The following is a 16,669-nucleotide window of genomic DNA, read 5'->3' on the forward strand; positions in this document are numbered from 1 at the left end:
CATGGGCCCCGTGGCCACTCAGCTGTGCCGCCGCAAACCCCTGGACAGCATCGTCGCGGATGCCGAGGGCACGACGGCGCACGACGGCCCCCGCCTGGAGCGCACCATGGGGCTCGGGCGGCTGACGCTGCTCGGGATCAGCTCCGTGCTCGGCACCGGCATCTTCTTCGTGCTCGGGACGAGCGTGCCCACGGCCGGTCCCGGCGTCGTGCTGTCGTTCGTCATCGCGGGCACCGTCGCCGCCCTCGCGGCGCTCTGCTACGTCGAGTTGGCCGGGGCGATCCCGGTGGCGGGCAGCACCTACTCGTACGCGTACGCCTCGCTCGGCGAGGGCATCGCGTATCTGGTCGCCTGGTGTCTGGTCCTGGAGTACGGGGTTGCGGTGTCCACCGTCGCGGTGAGCTGGGGCCAGTACCTCAACGAGGTGTCGGACGCGCTGTTCGGTGTCACGCTGCCCGACGCGATCAGCCAGCCGCCGGGCGCGGGCGGCCTGGTGAACATCCCGGCCGTCGTGGTCGTCCTCGCGTGCACGGCGCTGCTCGCCCGCGGCACCCGCGAGTCCGTCCTGGTCAACTCGGTGCTGGTGTGCGTGAAGCTGGGCGTTCTCGTGATGTTCGCGGTGGTGGCGCTCACCGCGTTCCGCGCCGACCGGTTCGCCGACTTCGCCCCGCACGGCATCGGCGGCATCACGGCCGCCGCCTCCGCGGTGTTCTTCTCGTACGTCGGGTTCGACACGGTCTCCACGGCGGGCGAGGAGGTGCGCAATCCACGCCGCACCATCCCGCTCGCGCTGCTGCTCACGCTCCTCGTGGTGACGGCCCTGTACATCCTGGTCGCGGTCGCCGGCATCGGCGCCCAGCCGCAGGGGGCGTTCGCCCGTCAGGAGGCGGCGGGCGAGGCGGTGCTCGCGTCGATCCTCACGTCGGTCACCGGATCCGGCACGGCCGCCCTCATCCTGTCGGCCGGGGCGGTCGTCTCCATCTTCAGCGTTGTCCTGGTCACGCTGTACGGGCAGACCCGCATCCTGTTCTCGATGGCACGGGACGGGCTGGTGCCGCAGATCTTCCGCCGGGTGGACCGCAAGCGGCACACGCCCGCCGCCAACTCGTGGATCGTCGGCGCCGCCGTGGCCGCGCTGGCCGGGTTCGTGCCGCTCCAGGAGCTGGCCGACCTGACCAGCATGGGCACGCTGATCGCCTTCGTGGCGGTCGCCGCCGCCGTCATGGTGCTGCGCCGCGTCGCCCCGGACGCGCCGCGTCCCTTCCGGGTCCCGCTCTACCCAGCCGTGCCGGTCCTGACCGCCGCCGCCTGCTGCTACCTCGCCTACCAACTGCCGGGCCTGACCTGGACGCTGTTCCTGGGCTGGCTGGCGCTGGCCGCGGCGCTGTACCTGGCGTTCGGTCGGCGCAGGTCGGCGCTGCGGGACACCGACCGAGAGGCCGACGCCCCGGTTCAGGTGTAGGCGTCCTCGACGGCGATCCGGCGCACCGTGCGCAGCGTCGACCGGAGACTGTCCGGATCCGTCGAGCCGAGGGCGAGACGGATCGCCTGTGGCGTCTGTGCCGAGGTGCTGAACGGCTCCGCCGTGGTGACCGAGATGTGCCGGCGCGCGAGGGTGGCGGTCAGGCGGTCGGCGCGTGCGTCGTCGGGCAGCGGCAGCCACGTGAAGTAGGACGAGGGGTGGCCGATGAGCGGGAGGCCCGCCAACTCCTGCCTGACGATTGCCTGGCGGGCCCTCGCGTCGTCCCGCTTCCGCGCTTCCAGGTCGTCCACCGTGCCGTCGTCGAGCCAGCGGCAGGCGATGGCGGTGGTGAGGGCGGGGGTGTTCCAGGTGGTTGCCCGGATGGCGCGTTCGAGGGATGCGACCGTGGACGGCGGGGCGAGGACGAAGCCGACCCGCAGGCCGGTGGCGATGCTCTTGGACAGTCCCGACACGTAGACGGTGATGTCCGGTGCCGTCGCGGCCAGCGGTAGTGGCGGGTCCTCGGCCAGGTACGCGTACGAGGCGTCCTCGATGAGGAGCGAACCGTGCTGTCGGGCGATCCTGACCAGGCGTGCGCGGTCGGTGTCCGGCATGACCCAGCCCAGCGGGTTGTGCAGGGTGGGCATCGTGTAGATCGCACGCACCGGGCGGGTCGCGCACAGTTCCTCCAGGGCATCGAGGTCCGGCCCGTCGGGGGTGGCGGGGACGGGCTCCAGGTCGAGATGGAAGGCGTGCGCGAGCACCTTGAAACCCGGGTAGGTGAGCGCGTCGACCACGACGACGTCGCCGGCGCCCAGCGTGGCCATGACGGTGACGGCCAGGCCGTGCTGGGCGCCGTTGGTGATCAGGATCCGGTCCGCATCGGTGGTGATTCCCCGACGCGTGAGGTGTCGCGCGACGGAGGCTCTGTCCCGGGGGCGCCCCCGGTGTGGTTGGTAGCGCAGCAGCGAGTCGAGGTCACCGGAGGTGGCCACCTCTCGCAGGGCCTGCCGCAGGAGATCGGCCTGGCCGGGCAGCGACGGGTAGTTGAAGTTGAGGTCGACCGCGTCCGTGGCGACGGCCTGCTGATCGATGCCGTGCCCGGCGGGGACCGCGATGTCCCGCACGAACGTGCCGCGGCCCTGTTCCCGGCTGACCAGGCCCATCGCTTCCAGTTCGGCGTACACCCGGGTCGCGGTCACCACGGCGATGCCCTCGCGGGCGGCGAGGGCGCGGTGGGTCGGCAGCCGCGCCCCCGGGGCGAGGCGCCCGCTCCGGATGTCGGACGCGAGCGCGTCGACCAGCTTCTTGTACCGCGGAGCCGCCATGCGCCGGATTGTATCCATGACAATTCTTTGGCTGTCCTGCTCGCGGGTTCATAACCTCAAGTCCCCGTCGAGTCCCGACTCCCGGAAAGGACAGCCGTCGTGCACATCGCCATCCTCACCTTCGAGGGCTACAACGAGCTCGATTCCCTGATCGCCCTCGGTGTGCTCAACCGCATCAGGACCGACGACTGGCGCGTCACCATCGCCACCCCCAGCCCCAAGGTGACGTCGATGAACGGGGTGGTCATCGAGCAGATGTCCACGCTGGAGGAGGCGTGCGCCGCCGACGCCGTCATCGTCGGCAGCGGCATCGCCACCCGCGAGGTCACCGAGGACCCGGCGATCATGAACATCCTGCGGGGCCTCGACCCCTCGCGCCAGCTCATCGCGGCGCAGTGCTCCGGTGCGCTCGTGCTGGCCCGGCTCGGCCTGCTGGGCTCCATCCCCGCCTGCACCGACCTCACCACCAGGCCGTGGGTCGTCGCCGCCGGCGTCGAGGTCCTCGACCAGCCCTTCTACGCCAAGGACAACATCGCCACCGCGGGCGGATGCCTGGCCTCGCACTACCTCGCCGCCTGGATCATCGCCCGGCTCCAGGGCAACGAGGCCGCCGAAGGCGCGCTGCACTACGTCGCCCCGGTCGGCGAGAAGGAGGAGTACGTCGAGCGCGCGTGGCGCAACATCACTCCCTACTTGCCGACTCCCGCCCCGGCGCTCGTCTGAGAACGACTCCGCCTTGTTCGGTGCCGCGGCGCCCCGCCGACGTCGGCGTCAGCGGGTCTGGAGGTCGGCCAGGGCGTGTGCCACGTCCGCCGACGCCGGGTAGAGGTCGCGGTACAGCGCGTACAGCTCGTCGTAGCGGGATGTCATCCCGGGGCGCGGGGCGAGGCGTTCGGCGACGGGGTTCCAGTCGTCGATGCGGGCGTCGTCCGTGACGAGCTGCGCGGCGAGCAGCGCCCCTCCGTAGGAGGCGCCGACGGAGGTCGTGCCCACCTCCTGCGTGCGGCCGGTGACGTCGGAGACGATCTGGGTCCACAGCCGCCCCTGCGTGCCGCCGCCGACGGCGACGACGCGGCGGATGTCGCCTCCGGCCGCTTCGAGGGCCTCGATGTTGTGCCGCACGCCGAAGGCGGTGGCCTCAAGGGCGGCCCGGTACAGGTCGCCGCGGGTGTGGCCGAGGGTCAGTCCGGCGATGACACCACGGGCGCGGGGGTCGTCGACGGGCGTGCGCTCCCCGGCGAAGTACGGCAGCATCAGCAGGCCGTTCGCGCCGGGCCCCGACTTCTCGGCGAGACCCAGCAGTTCGGGGTAGTCGACGTCGCCGAACAGGTCGCGCAGCCAGCCCGTGACGGCGCCGGAGGTGGCCATGCCGCCCGCGAGATTGCGGGTGTCGGGCAGCGCGCCGACCGTGCTCCACAGCGCCGGATCGCGCAGCAGGTCGGGCACGGTGTGCACGAGGAACATCGTGGTGCCGTACATCAGCATCAGGTCGCCTACGCCGTGCGCCCCGACGCTGAGCGCCTCGGCCCAGGCGTCGACGGTCCCGGTGGTGACGGGAATGCCTTCGGGCAGGCCGGTGGCGCGGGCGGCCTCGGCGGTGACCGTGCCGGCCGCCTCTCCGGACCAGCGCAGCGGCGGGAGTTCGAGGCCCGGTGCGATGCGCTCGGCCCACGGCGCGTACCAGTCGCGGGCCGTGATGTCGTAGAGCGGGGTGCACTGGCTGGCGGAGTGGTGGTCGAGGACGTACGCGCCGGTGAGCCTGCGGGCAAGCCAGGAGCTGGGCATGTAGAGGCGGCGGGCGCGGGCGAACAGCTCCGGTTCCTCGTCGGCGACCCACGCCACCTTGGCGCCCGCCGCCTGCGACGTGAGCCGCGAGCCGCACCGCTCGACGATCTCCTCCGCCCCCAACTCCCGCTCAAGACGCTCGATCTGTGCGACGGAGCGGGTGTCGACGCCGTAGAGGATCGCGGACCGCAGCGGCGTGTCGTCGGCGTCGGTGAGCAGCACGCACGGTCCCATGCCGCTGACGCCGACGGCGACCACGTCCGCCTCCTCGGCGGTGGTCAGCTCGCGGGCGAGGGAGACGAACTCGTCCCACCACACCTCGCCCGGCATCTCCACGTGGCCGGGGGCGGGGCGGTCGACGGTGTGTTCGCGGACGGCGGTGTGCAGCACGGTGCCGTCGAGGGCGACGAGGATCCCCTTGCTGCTGGACGTGCCGATGTCCACGCCGATGACTGCTGACTGGGGCACGGTGGCCACCCTTTCTGTCGCTGCTTCAGGCCGGATGTCTTCATGGATTCGACCATCCGGCGCCGGAGGACGAGAAGGAGGGCGAGCATCGGGACGACCGCGACCACGGCGGCGGCCCGCACGTAGTTCCGGTTCGCGTCGTACTGGGTACTGAACGAGGCGATGCCCACCCGGAAGGCCGTCAGCGACGCGCTGTTGGTGGCGACGTCGGCGCATCGCCTGCATCGCGGCACCCGACCGACCGCGACGCGCCCGCACGGCACACGCACCGGAAGCCCGAGGAAAGGACCCCCGCATGACGCGCATCGTCCGCTTCGCCGACGACACCGGGACCGTAAGGACAGGAATCGCCGACGCCTCCGGAGCGATCCGCGACTTCGAGGGCGCACCCCGCATCGCCGATCTGCTGCGGCTGCCGGTCGGAGACCTGCGGCAGCTGGTGGGGACGACGGCCGCACGGCCACAACCCGACACCGACGAGTCCGGCGTGCTCCTGCTCCCGCCGATGGACGGCCTGATGGAGCTGTGGGCCGCGGGCGTCACGTACGAGCGCTCGCGCGAGGCACGTGTCGAGGAGAGCACCGAACAGTCCGTGTACGAGCGCGTCTACGAGGCCGACCGGCCTGAGCTGTTCCTCAAGGCGCTGCCGTGGCGACTGATCACCGACGACGAGCCGATCGCGGTGCGGGACGACTCCGAGCTGAACGTGCCGGAGCCGGAGCTGGGCGTGGTCCTCAACCGGTCGGCCGAGACGGTCGGATACGTGATCGACGACGACGTCAGCTCGCGCTCCATCGAGGGCGAGAACCCGCTCTACCTCCCCCAGGCCAAGATCTACGCCGGGAGCGCGGCGGTGTCCTCGGGCATCGTCCCGGTGTGGGAGATCGACTCACCACGGGCGCTGAAGATCTCCCTGACCGTGTGGCGGAACGGCTCCGCCGCGTTCCGTGGCGCGATCTCCACCGCCGCGTTCCACCGCTCGCCGGAGGAACTGGCGGAGCACCTGTGGCACTGCCAGCCGTTCCCCGACGGCGCCGTCCTCTCCACCGGCACCGGCATCGTGCCGGACCTGGACTTCACCCTCAACGCGGACGACGTGGTCGAGACGTCGATCGACGGTGTGGGCGTCCTGACCAACCGGGTGACCGTCGGACAGCAGGAACTCGACTGGCTGGTGGAGGCGGTGAACCATCCACTGGTGCGCCGGGCCGTCCGCAGGTCCGGCTGACATGGCCTTCCCCGGCGAGTCCGGGACGGTCAGTGCGAGTCGCGCGGCACCTCCGATCCCCGGCAGCCGCGCAGGAAGTCGAAGTCCGCGCCTCGGTCCGCGCCTTCGACGTGGTGCGTGTACAGCCACGCGTAGCCGCTCGTGTGGCGCGGCGCGGGCGGCTGCCACTCGGCGCGGCGGCGCTCCAGTTCGGCCTCGTCCACCTCCAGGTGGAGGGAGCGCTTCGGTACGTCCAGCGTGATGGTGTCTCCGTCCTGGACGAGTGCCAGCGGGCCGCCGACCGCGGCTTCCGGTGCCACGTGAAGGACGACCGTGCCGTATCCCGTGCCGCTCATCCGGCCGTCGCAGACGCGCACCATGTCGGTGACACCGGCCTTCAACAGCTTGGTGGGCAGCGGCACATTGGAGACCTCGGGCATGCCGGGGTAGCCCTTGGGGCCCGCCCCGCGGATGACGAGCACGGTGTTCTCGTCGACGTCGAGGTCGGGGTCGTCGCACACCGCGTGGTAGGCCTCGGGGGTGTCGAAGACGCGGGCCGTGCCGCTGTGGTTGAGCAGGTGGGGCGAGGCGGCGGACTGCTTGATGACCGCGCCGTCCGGGCACAGGTTGCCGCGCAGGACGGCGGTGCCGGTACCGGCCGGCTGGAACGGGGCGAGCACTCCCGTGATCACCTCGTCTCCGATGCGTTCCGCGTCGGCGACGTTCTCGGCGAGGGGGCGACCGGTGACCGTGAGCTGCTCGCCGTGCAGCAGCCCGGCCCTGACCAGCTCCTGGTGGACGGCCGGCAGTCCGCCCGCGTAGCAGAAGTCCTCCATGAGGTACCTGCCGGACGGCATCAGGTTCAGCAAGGTCGGTACGTCGCGCGCCAGTTGGTCGAAGTCCTCGGTGTCGAGGCGTACGCCGACCCGTCCCGCGAGCGCCGTCAGGTGGATGATGGCGTTGGTGGAGCCGCCGATCGCCGCGTTGGTGCGGATCGCGTTCTCGAAGGCCTCGCGGGTGAGGATCCTGGAGGGGCGCAGGTCCTCGTCCACCATGTCCACGATGCGGCGGCCCGCCGCCTGCCCGGTCTCGTAGCGGCGCATGTCGACGGCGGGCCAGGTGGCGGAGCCCGGCAGCTGCATGCCGAGGGTCTCCGCCATGCAGGCCATCGTGGAGGCGGTTCCCATGGTCATGCAGTGGCCGTTGGAGCGGGCCATGCAGCCCTCGGCGAAGAAGCACTCCTCCTCGGTCATCCGCCCGGCCTTGACCTCGGCCTCCATCTGCCACACCGCCGTGCCGGAACCGACGTCGCGGCCCTGGAACTTGCCGTTGAGCATCGGGCCGCCGGTCACCATCACGGCGGGCAGGTCGACGCTCGCGGCGCCCATGAGCATGGCGGGTGTCGTCTTGTCGCAGCCCGAGAGGAGCACCACCCCGTCCAGCGGATTGGCACGGATCAGCTCCTCGACCTCCATGGCCATGAGGTTGCGGTACAGCATGGCCGTGGGCCGCATCAGTGTCTCGCCGGTCGCCATGGTGGGGAATTCCAGGGGGAAGCCACCGGCCTGCCACACCCCGCGTTTGACCGCCTCGGCGACGCGCGTCAAGTGGGCGTTGCAGGGCGCGAGTTCGGACGCGGACACGGCGATGCCGATCACCGGCCGCCCGTCGAACACCTCGGGCCCGAAACCCTGGTTGCGCATCCACGACCGGTACACCATGCCCCCGCGCCCGGCGGCACCGAACCAGGCCTGGCTGCGTCGGGGCGTACGACCATCCGTCATGCGGTTCCACTCCTGTACGTAGCCGGGTAGTTCAGCCGAAAAGGTCCGTGAGCTGCTGCCGCACCGTCAGTACGGACAGCACACCGAACAGCACCACCGCCCACACGAGCGCGGCGACACGGAAGCCGCGCACCTTCAGGGGGTTCGGCAGGGCGGTGCGGTTCATGACGAGCAGCAGGATCGAGTACACGAACATCATCAGGCCGGACACGCAGGCGGAGATGACGAGCAGTACGAGCGGCTGGTCGAGCCCGGAGAGCAGCACGATCGCGCCGACGGCGACGACCGCCCACACCAGCCGCGCGTACATCCGCGACTCGCTGGCCCGGCTGCCGCGCAGATACGTCGACTTGAGGACGTCGGCCGCCATCCGGCTGGTGTAGTCGATGATGCCGGTGGCGGCGCTGAACAGGGAGAACGCGCCGACCAGCCAGAAGAACACACCGAACCAGTCCCCCACGCGGGCTTGGAGTACCTGTCCCTCCTTCTCGATGAAGCCGACGTTGTTCTCCAGGCCGCCGGTCCCGAACAGCGTCGAGTGCGCCAGCATCGACGACAGGACGATGGTCACGACGGTGACGAGGACGAAAGTGATCGCCTGCTCGACGTTGGCGAACCGCCACCAGCGGCGCCAGCGCGCCATGTTCGTCTCGGTGAGTTCGAAGACGTAGCCGACGACGGGTCCCGCGGCCTCCTCCTTGCCGGTGACCGGGCTGACCAGGCGGGGCACGTAGTGGCCCATGCCGAAGCCCTTGTCGCGGATCCAGTTGCTCTGGACCAGGTTCTGCCCGCCGCCCGCGCCCGCGTAGGCGAGCGCGCCCATGAGGACGGCGACCCCGAGCTCGGAGGGGAACGTCGCCTCGGTGACGGCCTTCGGCAGGTCGCCCACCGTGGTGGCGGTGACCGCGAGGATCAGGGCGAGGAGGAAGAAGCCGCCGATGACGAGGATCTTGACGCCGAGCAGCTTCTCCAGCGCGTTGTAGACGACGGGCGCGAGGGTGAGGATCAGGCCGATGAGGACCAGCAGCCCGATGCCGATGTAGGCGGGGCTCCCGCCGAAGACGTAACTGAGCATCGTCGCCGAGCTGGTGGCCCAGCCGGGCCAGAGGTTGGCGGCGTAGGTGAACACCACCATGACCAGGCCCCAGTGGCGCCAGTAGCGGTTGAAGCCGGTCACCGCGGTCTCGCCGGTGGCGAGGGTGTAGCGCTCGATCTCCATGTTGAGGAACCACTGCGTGACCACACCCACCACGGCGCCCCACAGAAAGACCAGGCCGGCCTGCGTGGCGATGTAGGGCCAGAGGATGAACTCGCCGGAGGACAGCCCGACCCCGGCGGCCACGACACCGGGGCCGATGATGCGCCAGGTCTTCGCGGGCGGAGCGGGCAGCTCCCGGACGGCGGGTGGCGGGAGAAGCTTGGTGCGCAGCGGGAACGGGGCGGGCGGCGGGGAGGCGGATCGTCCGGTCTCGGTCATCTGGGGCGTCTCCGGTGGCCGTTGGGGCGGAAGTGGAGCGCGTGCGATGCCCAGCAATCATCGGATGATTCGCGGAGTCCGTCCAGGGGGTGCGTACGAGAACGCTCCCGTCCCGGACGAGAACGCCTCTCGGACACGGCGAGCGGAATACAGCGCGCCCCCGCACCGGTTGTGATCGTCTAGCTGTGAGCGCCCCACACCCACCCATCGGAGGGATCGCACACCCATGAGCACCACCCCTGGAACCACCCTGAAGGACAAGGTCGGACGGTACGGCGTCTGGAGCGGCGGGCTCCGCTCGGAGGACCCCGCCCTGCGCGCCGAGATCCCCGAGGCCGCCGCGGAACTCGAACAACTGGGGTACGGAGCGGTCTGGCTGGGCGGCAACAGCTCCGCGCCGCACGCCCTGCCGCTGCTGGACGCCACGTCGCGGCTCACGGTCGGCACCAGCATCCAGAGCATCTGGCAGTACGACGCGCAGGCGAGCGCGGCGGCGTTCGCCGAGGTCGAGAAGGCCCACCCCGGCCGCTTCCAGCTGGGCCTCGGGGTCAGTCACGCGAAGCTGGCTGAGCAGTACCGGCGGCCGTACTCCGCGCTCGTCGACTACCTCGACGCGCTGGACGCGGCCGGGGTGCCCGCCGAGCGCAGGCTGCTCGCCGCGCTCGGCCCGAGGACCCTCAAGCTGTCCGGGGACCGGGCGGCGGGCGCGATCCCCTATCTGGTCACGCCCGAGCACACGGCGCGGGCCCGCGAGATCCTCGGCGAGGGGCCGCTGCTGGCTCCGGAGTTGAAGGTCGTGCCGGAGACCGACCCGGAGCGCGCGCGGACGCTGGCCCGTGAGGTCCTCGCCATGTACCTCGCCCTGCCCAACTACACGAACAGCTGGCTGCGGCTCGGCTTCACCGAGGACGACTTCGCCGACGGCGGCAGCGACCGCCTCGTCGACGCGCTGTACGCGTGGGGCGACGAGGACCGCATCCGCGCCCGCATCGGCGCGTTCTTCGAAGCGGGCGCGGACCATGTGGCGCTGCAGGTGGTGGACGGCACACCGTCGGACCGGCTGCCGCGCGAGGGCTGGCGGAAGGTCGCCGCGCTCCTCCCGTGAGCCGGTGTCACTGCTTGCCGGAGCCGACCGGGTCCACCGTCACCTTGGACTCGGTGGAGTCGCTCACCGGCAGATTGAGGGAGACCGGGAGCGTCTTGGAGTGGGTCTCGTTCGGCGGTGTCACGACGATGCTGACGATGTCCAGGCCCGAGCCGCCGGTGTCGTTGCGCGGCGTGTGCAGCGTGAAGCGGGTCTCCTCGCCGTTCTTGAGGACGACGGCCGGGGCGGTGCGGTCGCTGCGCTGGGCGCTGATGCCGCCGGGGCCGTTGTCCGCCTTGAGGTCGACGCCGGGGAAGCCCTTGAGGGAGCAGGCGTCGCTGGTGTTCTTCATGGTGACCATGAGGTCGCCCTCGCCCATGCCGTGAGCGGTGCTGAACGCGAGGTTGGCGGTCTTGCAGGGCCCGGTGTTGATCTGTCCGCCGCCGCTGCCCTCGGCGGGGTCGGCGGAGCCGGTGTCGGCTCCGCCGTTCCCCGCGGCGGGGGCACTCGACTGCTTGTCGTCCGAGCCCTGCTGCGAGTCACCGCCACCGGAGTTCTGCGCCGGGGACGACGCGGAGGAGCCCGAGTCGTCGCTGCCCGCGGCGGAGTCCCCGTTCCCCTGGCAGGCCGTCAGTGAGAGCCCGGCGACGAGGGCCAGGGAGACGAGGGTGGTCTTCTGAGCACGCATGGTCGTGGTTCCTCCGTGGTCGGTGGTGCTGTGCGTTCGGTGGGGGCGAGCGTCACTGCTCCTCAAGACCCCGACCGACGGGTGAACCGTTCCTGTCGACCGCGCACTCATACATGGCTGTTACAAACGACTACCGGCTCGTCACATCACGGCATTGAGCGCCATGACACCACCGAGCCCGAGCACGGCAAGCACCGTCGTGTACGTGGTCCGTGCCTTGATGGCGTCGAGGACGGAGAGGTTGAAGTACTCCTTGAACATCCAGAAGCCGGGGTCGTTGACGTGCGAGAAGGCGATCGAACCGCAGGAGACGGCGAGCACCATCAGCTCCGGCGAGCTGCCGCTGCCGGCCACCATCGGAGCCACGATGCCGGCGGCGGTGGACACGGCGACCGTGGCCGAGCCGAGGGCGATGCGCAGGATCGCGGCGATCAGCCAGGCGAGCAGCAGCGGGGAGATCGACCAGTGCTCGGTGGTGTTCTTGATGTAGTCCGAGATGCCGCCCTCGACGAGGACGTTCTTGTACGCGCCGCCGGCCGCGATCACCAGCATGATCATGGCCATGGACTTGGCGGCGTCGCCGCAGGAGGTCGCGATGTCCTTCAGGGAGCGGCCGACGCGCGGGCCGAAGACGTAGATCGCGAGCAGGAGGGTGAGCAGCAGGGCGAACTCGGGGGAACCGATGAACTTGATGACACCCATGCCCGGGGCGTGGTCGTCGAGGGACATCTCGGCGATGGCGGCGCCGGCGATGAGCACGACCGGGAGCAGGGCGACCGCGAGCGACCAGCCGAGGGCCGGCATCTCGTCCTCTTCGAAGACGCGCTCGGTGACGAGGCCGGTGGGTATCGAGGGGTTCATCCGGCGGACGAACGGCAGGCGGGGCCAGACCAGGGCGATCAGGGCGCCGGCCGGGACGGCGATGAACAGGCCGACGAAGAGGGTCTGGCCGACGGAGGCGTCGAACATCTCGGCCACGGCCGTCGGTCCGGGGTGCGGCGGCAGGAAGCTGTGCATCGTGGAGAGCGCGATGGACATCGGCAGGCCGATCCACAGCAGGTTCTGCCGGGTGACCCGCACCAGGGTGAACGCCACCGGGACGATGATGACGAAGGCGACCTCGTAGAACATGGTGACGCCGATGAGCATCGCGGTGACGACCATCGCCACCTGCACCCAGCGGTCGCCGAAGGCCTTGGTCAGCTTGGTCGCGATGCGCTGGGCCGCTCCCGCGTCACCCATCACGCGGCCGACCATGGCCCCTAGGCCGATCACCGGCAGGGTGCCGGAGAGCTGGTCACCGATACCGGTCTCCAGGACATCGGAGATCTCCGGCAGGCTGATGCCCTGGACCATCGCGACGACCACCGCGACGAGGAGCAGGGCGATGAAGCCGTTGAGCCTCACCTTGGTCATCAGGAACAGCAGCGCCACAACACTGAGCGCAACGACGAGCATTGGCATGATCACTTCTCCTTCGAAGTGACGAGGGGGGCACGTTCGGAAAATCAGGGCATGCGACGGCTCGGCGCGGCGTCGGACGAGCGGGGCACGACACCGCGCCGGTGGGGAACCGCCCCGGCCGGGGGAAAGAGAGAAGAGAGACTCAGCGCACCAGTGCGGGGCGCTTGGCGTCGAAGGTCCAGCCGGGGATCAGGTACTGCATGCCGGCGGCGTCGTCCCGGCTGCCGAGGCCCAGGGAGAGGTAGCGCTGGTGGGCGGCCTCGACCTGGTCAAGGTCGAGCTCGATGCCCAGGCCGGGGCGTTCGGGCAGCGCGATGGCGCCGCCTTCGATGGGCAGCGGCTCGTGGGTGAGGCGCTGGCCGTCCTGCCAGATCCAGTGGGTGTCGATGGCGGTGATGTCACCGGGCGCGGCGGCGGCGACGTGGGTGAACATCGCCAGCGACACGTCGAAGTGGTTGTTGGAGTGCGAGCCCCAGGTCAGGCCCCAGGCGTCGCAGAGCTGGGCGACGCGCACCGAACCGTTCATGGTCCAGAAGTGCGGGTCGGCGAGCGGGATGTCGACGGCGTCGGCCTTGATGGCGTGGCCCATCTGCCGCCAGTCCGTGGCGATCATGTTGGTGGCGGTCTTCAGACCGGTGGCGCGGCGGAACTCGGCCATGACCTCACGGCCCGAGTAGCCGCCCTCGGCGCCGCAGGGGTCCTCGGCGTAGGCGAGCACGTCGCGCAGGGAGCGGCCGATCTCGATGGCGTCCTTCAGCAGCCAGCCGCCGTTGGGGTCGAGGGTGATGCGGGCCTCGGGGAACCGGTCGGCGAGCGCGGTGACGGCCTCGGCCTCGGCGCGGCCGTCGAGGACTCCGCCCTTGAGCTTGAAGTCCTGGAAACCGTACCGCTCCTGAGCCGCCTCGGCGAGGGCGACGACCGCCTCGGGGGTGAGCGCCTCCTCGCTGCGCAGCCGCTCCCAGTTGTCCTTGGCGTCGGACTCGTCGCGGTACGGGAGGTCGGTGCGGCGGCGGTCGCCGACGTAGAAGAGGTAGCCGAGGACGGGGACGGAGGTGCGCTGCACGCCCTCGCCCAGCAGGGCCGCGACCGGCACGTTCAGGTACTGGCCGAGGAGGTCGAGCAGGGCCGCCTCGACGGCGGTGACCGCGTGCACGGTGATCCGCAGGTCGAAGGTCTGCGCGCCGCGGCCGCCCGCGTCCCGGTCGCCGAAGCGCTCGCGTATCGCGCGCAGCACGGCCTGCGGGTCCCCGACGGGCCGGCCGACGACGAGGTCGCGGGCCTCGTCGAGGGTGGCGCGGATGGGCTCGCCGCCGGGAACCTCACCGACGCCGGTACGTCCTTCGGAGTCGGTGAGGATCACCAGGTTGCGGGTGAAGTACGGGGCGTGGGCGCCGCTCAGGTTCAGCAGCATGCTGTCCTGGCCTGCGACCGGGACGACCCGCATCGAGGCGACGACGGGGGTGGCGGTGGGCGGAACGGCCTGAGTACTCATGGACGGTGGGGCCTTTCGCGTGCGGCTCGCAGGCGGCTGAGGGGTGCCTACGGAAGGGGCGGTTCTTGGGGCGTTGCGCGGGGCTTTCGACTGTGGTGGGGGTGGAGAGGCGTCGGGTCGCCTCAGCGGCCGATGCCCTTGATCAGCGTGGTGAGCTCGTCCAGCTCGTCCGGTTCGAGGTCGGTCAGCGGCGGTCGGACCGGTCCGGCGTGGTGGCCGGTGGCGGTGAGTCCGGCCTTGACGATGCTGACCGCGTAGCCGTTCTTGCGGTTGCGGATCTCGGTGTAAGGGAGCACGAACTCGTCGAGCTTGCGCAGCACTTCGCCGTGCCGACGCGCCCGGACGTCCTCGTAGAAGGAGAGCGCGAACTCGGGGACGAAGTTGAAGAGGGCCGACGAGTAGGTGGTGACACCGAGTTCGAGGTACGGCAGGGCGAAGGTCTCGGCGGTGGGCAGTCCGCCGATGTAGGTGAGTCGGTCGCCGAGCTTCGCGTACAGGCGGGTCATGGCGTCGATGTCACCGACGCCGTCCTTGAAGCCGATGAGGTTGGGACAGCTCTCGGCGATCCTGGCCACGGTGTCGGCACTGTACTTGGCGTTGGCCCGGCTGTAGACGATGACACCGAGCTCCGTGGCCCGGCACACGGCCTCGACGTGTGCGGCGAGCCCGTCCTGCGGGGCCTCCGTGAGGTACGGCGGGAAGAGCAGGATGCCGTCGGCGCCCGCGCGCTCGGCGGCCCGGGCCATCTCCACGGCGATCGCCGTGCCGTAGCCGACCGGCGCCAGGATGGGCGTGCCCTCGGGCGCGGCGGCCACGGCCGCGGCGACGACGCGCTCCACCTCGGACACGCTCAGCGAGAAGAACTCACCGGTGCCACCCGCCGCGAACAGCCCGGCCGCGTCGTACGCGCCGAGGCGCCCGACGTGCTCCCGGTAGGCGTCCTCGTCGAAGTCGAAGGCCTTGGAGTGGTCCGCGGCCCGGAAGTGGGTCACGGGAAAGGACAACAGGCCCGAACCGAGTCGTCGACCGAGGTCGGCAGGCGTGTATGCGGTCATAGCGGTGGTGCTCCCGAACTCAAGGTGTGCGACAGACGTACCGGAGGCGGCCCATCTCCCGTATGGCCCGCGTCACTGGTCTGGCGAGACGCTATGAGCTGCCGCTGATGCACGTCCAACACCGATTTCGCATCTTGCGATGCCCGTTGGGAATCAATCCGCGGAGTCGAGGTCGGTGCCGGATTCCGAGGTCATGGAGCGGCGGACACGACCGCCTCGATCCTGTCCACGTGCCCGGCCCAGAACGCGGCCATCTGATCGGCGATCCGGTCCCGCAGGTGTGCCACCAGATCCACGGATTCCGCGGGTGGGGTGAGGTCCGCGACCTGCCACGAGGGCCAGCGACCGGCCCAGGCGTACGTCTCGGGGGCGAGCGCCTGGTAGATCCCCGGGTCGAGTGCGCACACTCCCACGAAGGGCCGGTGGTCGTTGCGGAACGCGTCGATGTTCTTGCGCCGCACTCCGAAGCCGATGCCGACTCGTGCGCCGCCTGCCGCGTCGAGCCAGGACCTGCGGGTGAGCACCACCGCGCTCTCCTCGTACGGCAACACCTTCTTCACCTCGGACTGAAAGCTGTAGTCGACGGTGCGGACCTCGACATCCGGCCCCAGAGCGGCCGCGAGCTTCAGCAGCCTGCCCTCCATACCCAGGGCCACGTCGCGGAGCAGCTGCCGTGACGCCTCCTCGGCCCTCGTGATCTCCGCTCCGTAGGTCAGCCAGAAACGGGCCGCCTCATGGTCCAAAGCCGTCATGCCGGTCATCCTTCGCAGCGTCGTGAGGTAGTCCAGGGCGGTGGCCCGGCCGGCGGTCTCATGGCTGGTGCGGGGTTCCGGGGCATCGTCGAGCACCTGGCCGAGGTCCGCGGCGAATTCGGCGAACGTGATCGAGTCGAACCGGGCGTCGTTCGGGGCCTCGCCGTTCAGCGTGAGGTAGATCCAGACCGGCTCGACCGCCTGCAGGTATCCGCGCACGAGGCGCCGGGTCTGGTCCTGACCCTCGGACGCGTACACCTTCATCTCGACGACCACCGTGCAGATGTCGGTCGTCACCACGATGTCCGCCCGGGTGTCGGCCGGATGGACGACTTCCTTGCGCACCAGGGCCGACGGGGGAAGCGCGGCCGCCAGGTCGGCCCGCCCCGCCCGGCGGAGTACGGCGGCGAGCACGCGCGAGCCCAGGTGGTGGGATCCGGCCGGGTCGAGGAGCCAGGCGACCAGCCACTGGTGATGGCGCTCCAGGTGAACGGCGCCGAGGACCTCGAGCGTCGTGGCCGCTCCCGGCGACCAGTGCCCGGCCGCCCGCAATCGCTCCACCTCGGCCGCCGCGTCCGCCCAGCCGTCGCCGAACACCCCAACCGTCACAGCGCCCCCTCCTC

The 16,669-nt window shown here is 70.8% G+C and carries 13 protein-coding genes; 4 read left to right on the top strand and 9 right to left on the bottom strand.

All coding sequences use genetic code 11. The annotated features are described in order from the left end of the window. Window position 1 precedes the first annotated feature (1 nt). A complete protein-coding gene (locus ACY34M_RS16190) occupies window positions 2–1,462 on the top strand; it encodes an APC family permease (protein ID WP_462717073.1) in 1,461 nt (486 codons plus the stop codon). On the opposite strand, the gene ACY34M_RS16195 is transcribed toward ACY34M_RS16190, so the two are convergent. Beyond that, window positions 1,453–2,790 (bottom strand): aminotransferase-like domain-containing protein, encoded by a 1,338-nt coding sequence (locus ACY34M_RS16195; RefSeq protein WP_462717072.1) that lies wholly within the window; start codon window positions 2,788–2,790, stop codon window positions 1,453–1,455. The two genes, ACY34M_RS16190 and ACY34M_RS16195, sit on opposite strands and share 10 nt — an antisense overlap. Before the next feature lie 99 nt (window positions 2,791–2,889). Between ACY34M_RS16195 and ACY34M_RS16200 the strand changes: the two genes are divergently transcribed. Next, complete coding sequence (locus tag ACY34M_RS16200) at window positions 2,890–3,513, top strand: DJ-1/PfpI family protein (RefSeq protein WP_462717071.1); 624 nt, start codon at window positions 2,890–2,892, stop codon at window positions 3,511–3,513. Between the two features lie 48 nt (window positions 3,514–3,561). Here the strand turns inward: ACY34M_RS16200 and ACY34M_RS16205 are convergent, their stop codons facing one another. Beyond that, window positions 3,562–5,043, bottom strand: a complete 1,482-nt coding sequence (locus tag ACY34M_RS16205; protein ID WP_462717070.1) for an FGGY-family carbohydrate kinase — start codon at window positions 5,041–5,043, stop codon at window positions 3,562–3,564. Window positions 5,044–5,338: 295 nt separating this feature from the next. Here ACY34M_RS16205 and ACY34M_RS16210 point away from each other — a divergent pair, with 295 nt between their 5' ends. Further along, window positions 5,339–6,271: a fumarylacetoacetate hydrolase family protein gene (locus tag ACY34M_RS16210; RefSeq protein ID WP_462717069.1), complete on the top strand. Its 933-nt coding sequence runs from the start codon at window positions 5,339–5,341 to the stop codon at window positions 6,269–6,271. A gap of 29 nt (window positions 6,272–6,300) precedes the next feature. Here the strand turns inward: ACY34M_RS16210 and ACY34M_RS16215 are convergent, their stop codons facing one another. Further along, complete coding sequence (locus tag ACY34M_RS16215; RefSeq protein WP_462717068.1) at window positions 6,301–8,034, bottom strand: IlvD/Edd family dehydratase; 1,734 nt, start codon at window positions 8,032–8,034, stop codon at window positions 6,301–6,303. 31 nt (window positions 8,035–8,065) lie between these two features. Further along, window positions 8,066–9,511 carry an Nramp family divalent metal transporter gene (locus ACY34M_RS16220; protein WP_462717067.1) on the bottom strand — a complete coding sequence of 482 codons (1,446 nt, stop codon included), beginning with the start codon at window positions 9,509–9,511 and terminating at the stop codon, window positions 8,066–8,068. Between the two features lie 226 nt (window positions 9,512–9,737). On the opposite strand from ACY34M_RS16220, the gene ACY34M_RS16225 reads away from it, so the two are divergent. Beyond that, entirely contained in the window at window positions 9,738–10,616 is an 879-nt protein-coding gene (locus tag ACY34M_RS16225; protein ID WP_462717066.1) for an LLM class F420-dependent oxidoreductase, read from the top strand. 7 nt (window positions 10,617–10,623) lie between these two features. On the opposite strand, the gene ACY34M_RS16230 is transcribed toward ACY34M_RS16225, so the two are convergent. The 5 genes from ACY34M_RS16230 to ACY34M_RS16250 all read right to left on the bottom strand — a co-directional run bounded on the left by ACY34M_RS16230 (window position 10,624) and on the right by ACY34M_RS16250 (window position 16,655). Further along, window positions 10,624–11,283: a DUF4232 domain-containing protein gene (locus tag ACY34M_RS16230; protein ID WP_462717065.1), complete on the bottom strand. Its 660-nt coding sequence runs from the start codon at window positions 11,281–11,283 to the stop codon at window positions 10,624–10,626. Window positions 11,284–11,424: 141 nt separating this feature from the next. Beyond that, on the bottom strand, window positions 11,425–12,747 hold the full coding sequence (locus ACY34M_RS16235; protein WP_462717064.1) for a GntT/GntP/DsdX family permease: 1,323 nt from the start codon (window positions 12,745–12,747) through the stop codon (window positions 11,425–11,427). Window positions 12,748–12,889: 142 nt separating this feature from the next. Then, window positions 12,890–14,239: a glucarate dehydratase gene (gudD, locus tag ACY34M_RS16240; RefSeq protein ID WP_462717063.1), complete on the bottom strand. Its 1,350-nt coding sequence runs from the start codon at window positions 14,237–14,239 to the stop codon at window positions 12,890–12,892. 122 nt (window positions 14,240–14,361) lie between these two features. After that, window positions 14,362–15,294, bottom strand: a complete 933-nt coding sequence (gene kdgD, locus ACY34M_RS16245) for a 5-dehydro-4-deoxyglucarate dehydratase (protein ID WP_462717062.1) — start codon at window positions 15,292–15,294, stop codon at window positions 14,362–14,364. 191 nt (window positions 15,295–15,485) lie between these two features. Further along, window positions 15,486–16,655, bottom strand: a complete 1,170-nt coding sequence (locus ACY34M_RS16250) for a PD-(D/E)XK nuclease family protein (protein ID WP_462717061.1) — start codon at window positions 16,653–16,655, stop codon at window positions 15,486–15,488. Between the last annotated feature and the right edge of the window lie 14 nt (window positions 16,656–16,669).

The sequence above is a fragment of the Streptomyces sp. EDA2-14 genome (assembly GCF_054963755.1).

Excerpts from the sequence above, each read along its gene's own strand:
- ACY34M_RS16235 (WP_462717064.1), bottom strand. The coding sequence starts at position 12,747 with ATGCCAATGCTCGTCGTTGCGCTCAGTGTTGTGGCGCTGCTGTTCCTG.
- ACY34M_RS16215 (WP_462717068.1), bottom strand. The coding sequence starts at position 8,034 with ATGACGGATGGTCGTACGCCCCGACGCAGCCAGGCCTGGTTCGGTGCC.
- ACY34M_RS16225 (WP_462717066.1), top strand. The coding sequence starts at position 9,738 with ATGAGCACCACCCCTGGAACCACCCTGAAGGACAAGGTCGGACGGTAC.
- ACY34M_RS16195 (WP_462717072.1), bottom strand. The coding sequence starts at position 2,790 with ATGGCGGCTCCGCGGTACAAGAAGCTGGTCGACGCGCTCGCGTCCGAC.
- ACY34M_RS16210 (WP_462717069.1), top strand. The coding sequence starts at position 5,339 with ATGACGCGCATCGTCCGCTTCGCCGACGACACCGGGACCGTAAGGACA.
- ACY34M_RS16230 (WP_462717065.1), bottom strand. The coding sequence starts at position 11,283 with ATGCGTGCTCAGAAGACCACCCTCGTCTCCCTGGCCCTCGTCGCCGGG.
- kdgD (WP_462717062.1), bottom strand. The coding sequence starts at position 15,294 with ATGACCGCATACACGCCTGCCGACCTCGGTCGACGACTCGGTTCGGGC.
- ACY34M_RS16220 (WP_462717067.1), bottom strand. The coding sequence starts at position 9,511 with ATGACCGAGACCGGACGATCCGCCTCCCCGCCGCCCGCCCCGTTCCCG.
- gudD (WP_462717063.1), bottom strand. The coding sequence starts at position 14,239 with ATGAGTACTCAGGCCGTTCCGCCCACCGCCACCCCCGTCGTCGCCTCG.
- ACY34M_RS16190 (WP_462717073.1), top strand. The coding sequence starts at position 2 with ATGGGCCCCGTGGCCACTCAGCTGTGCCGCCGCAAACCCCTGGACAGC.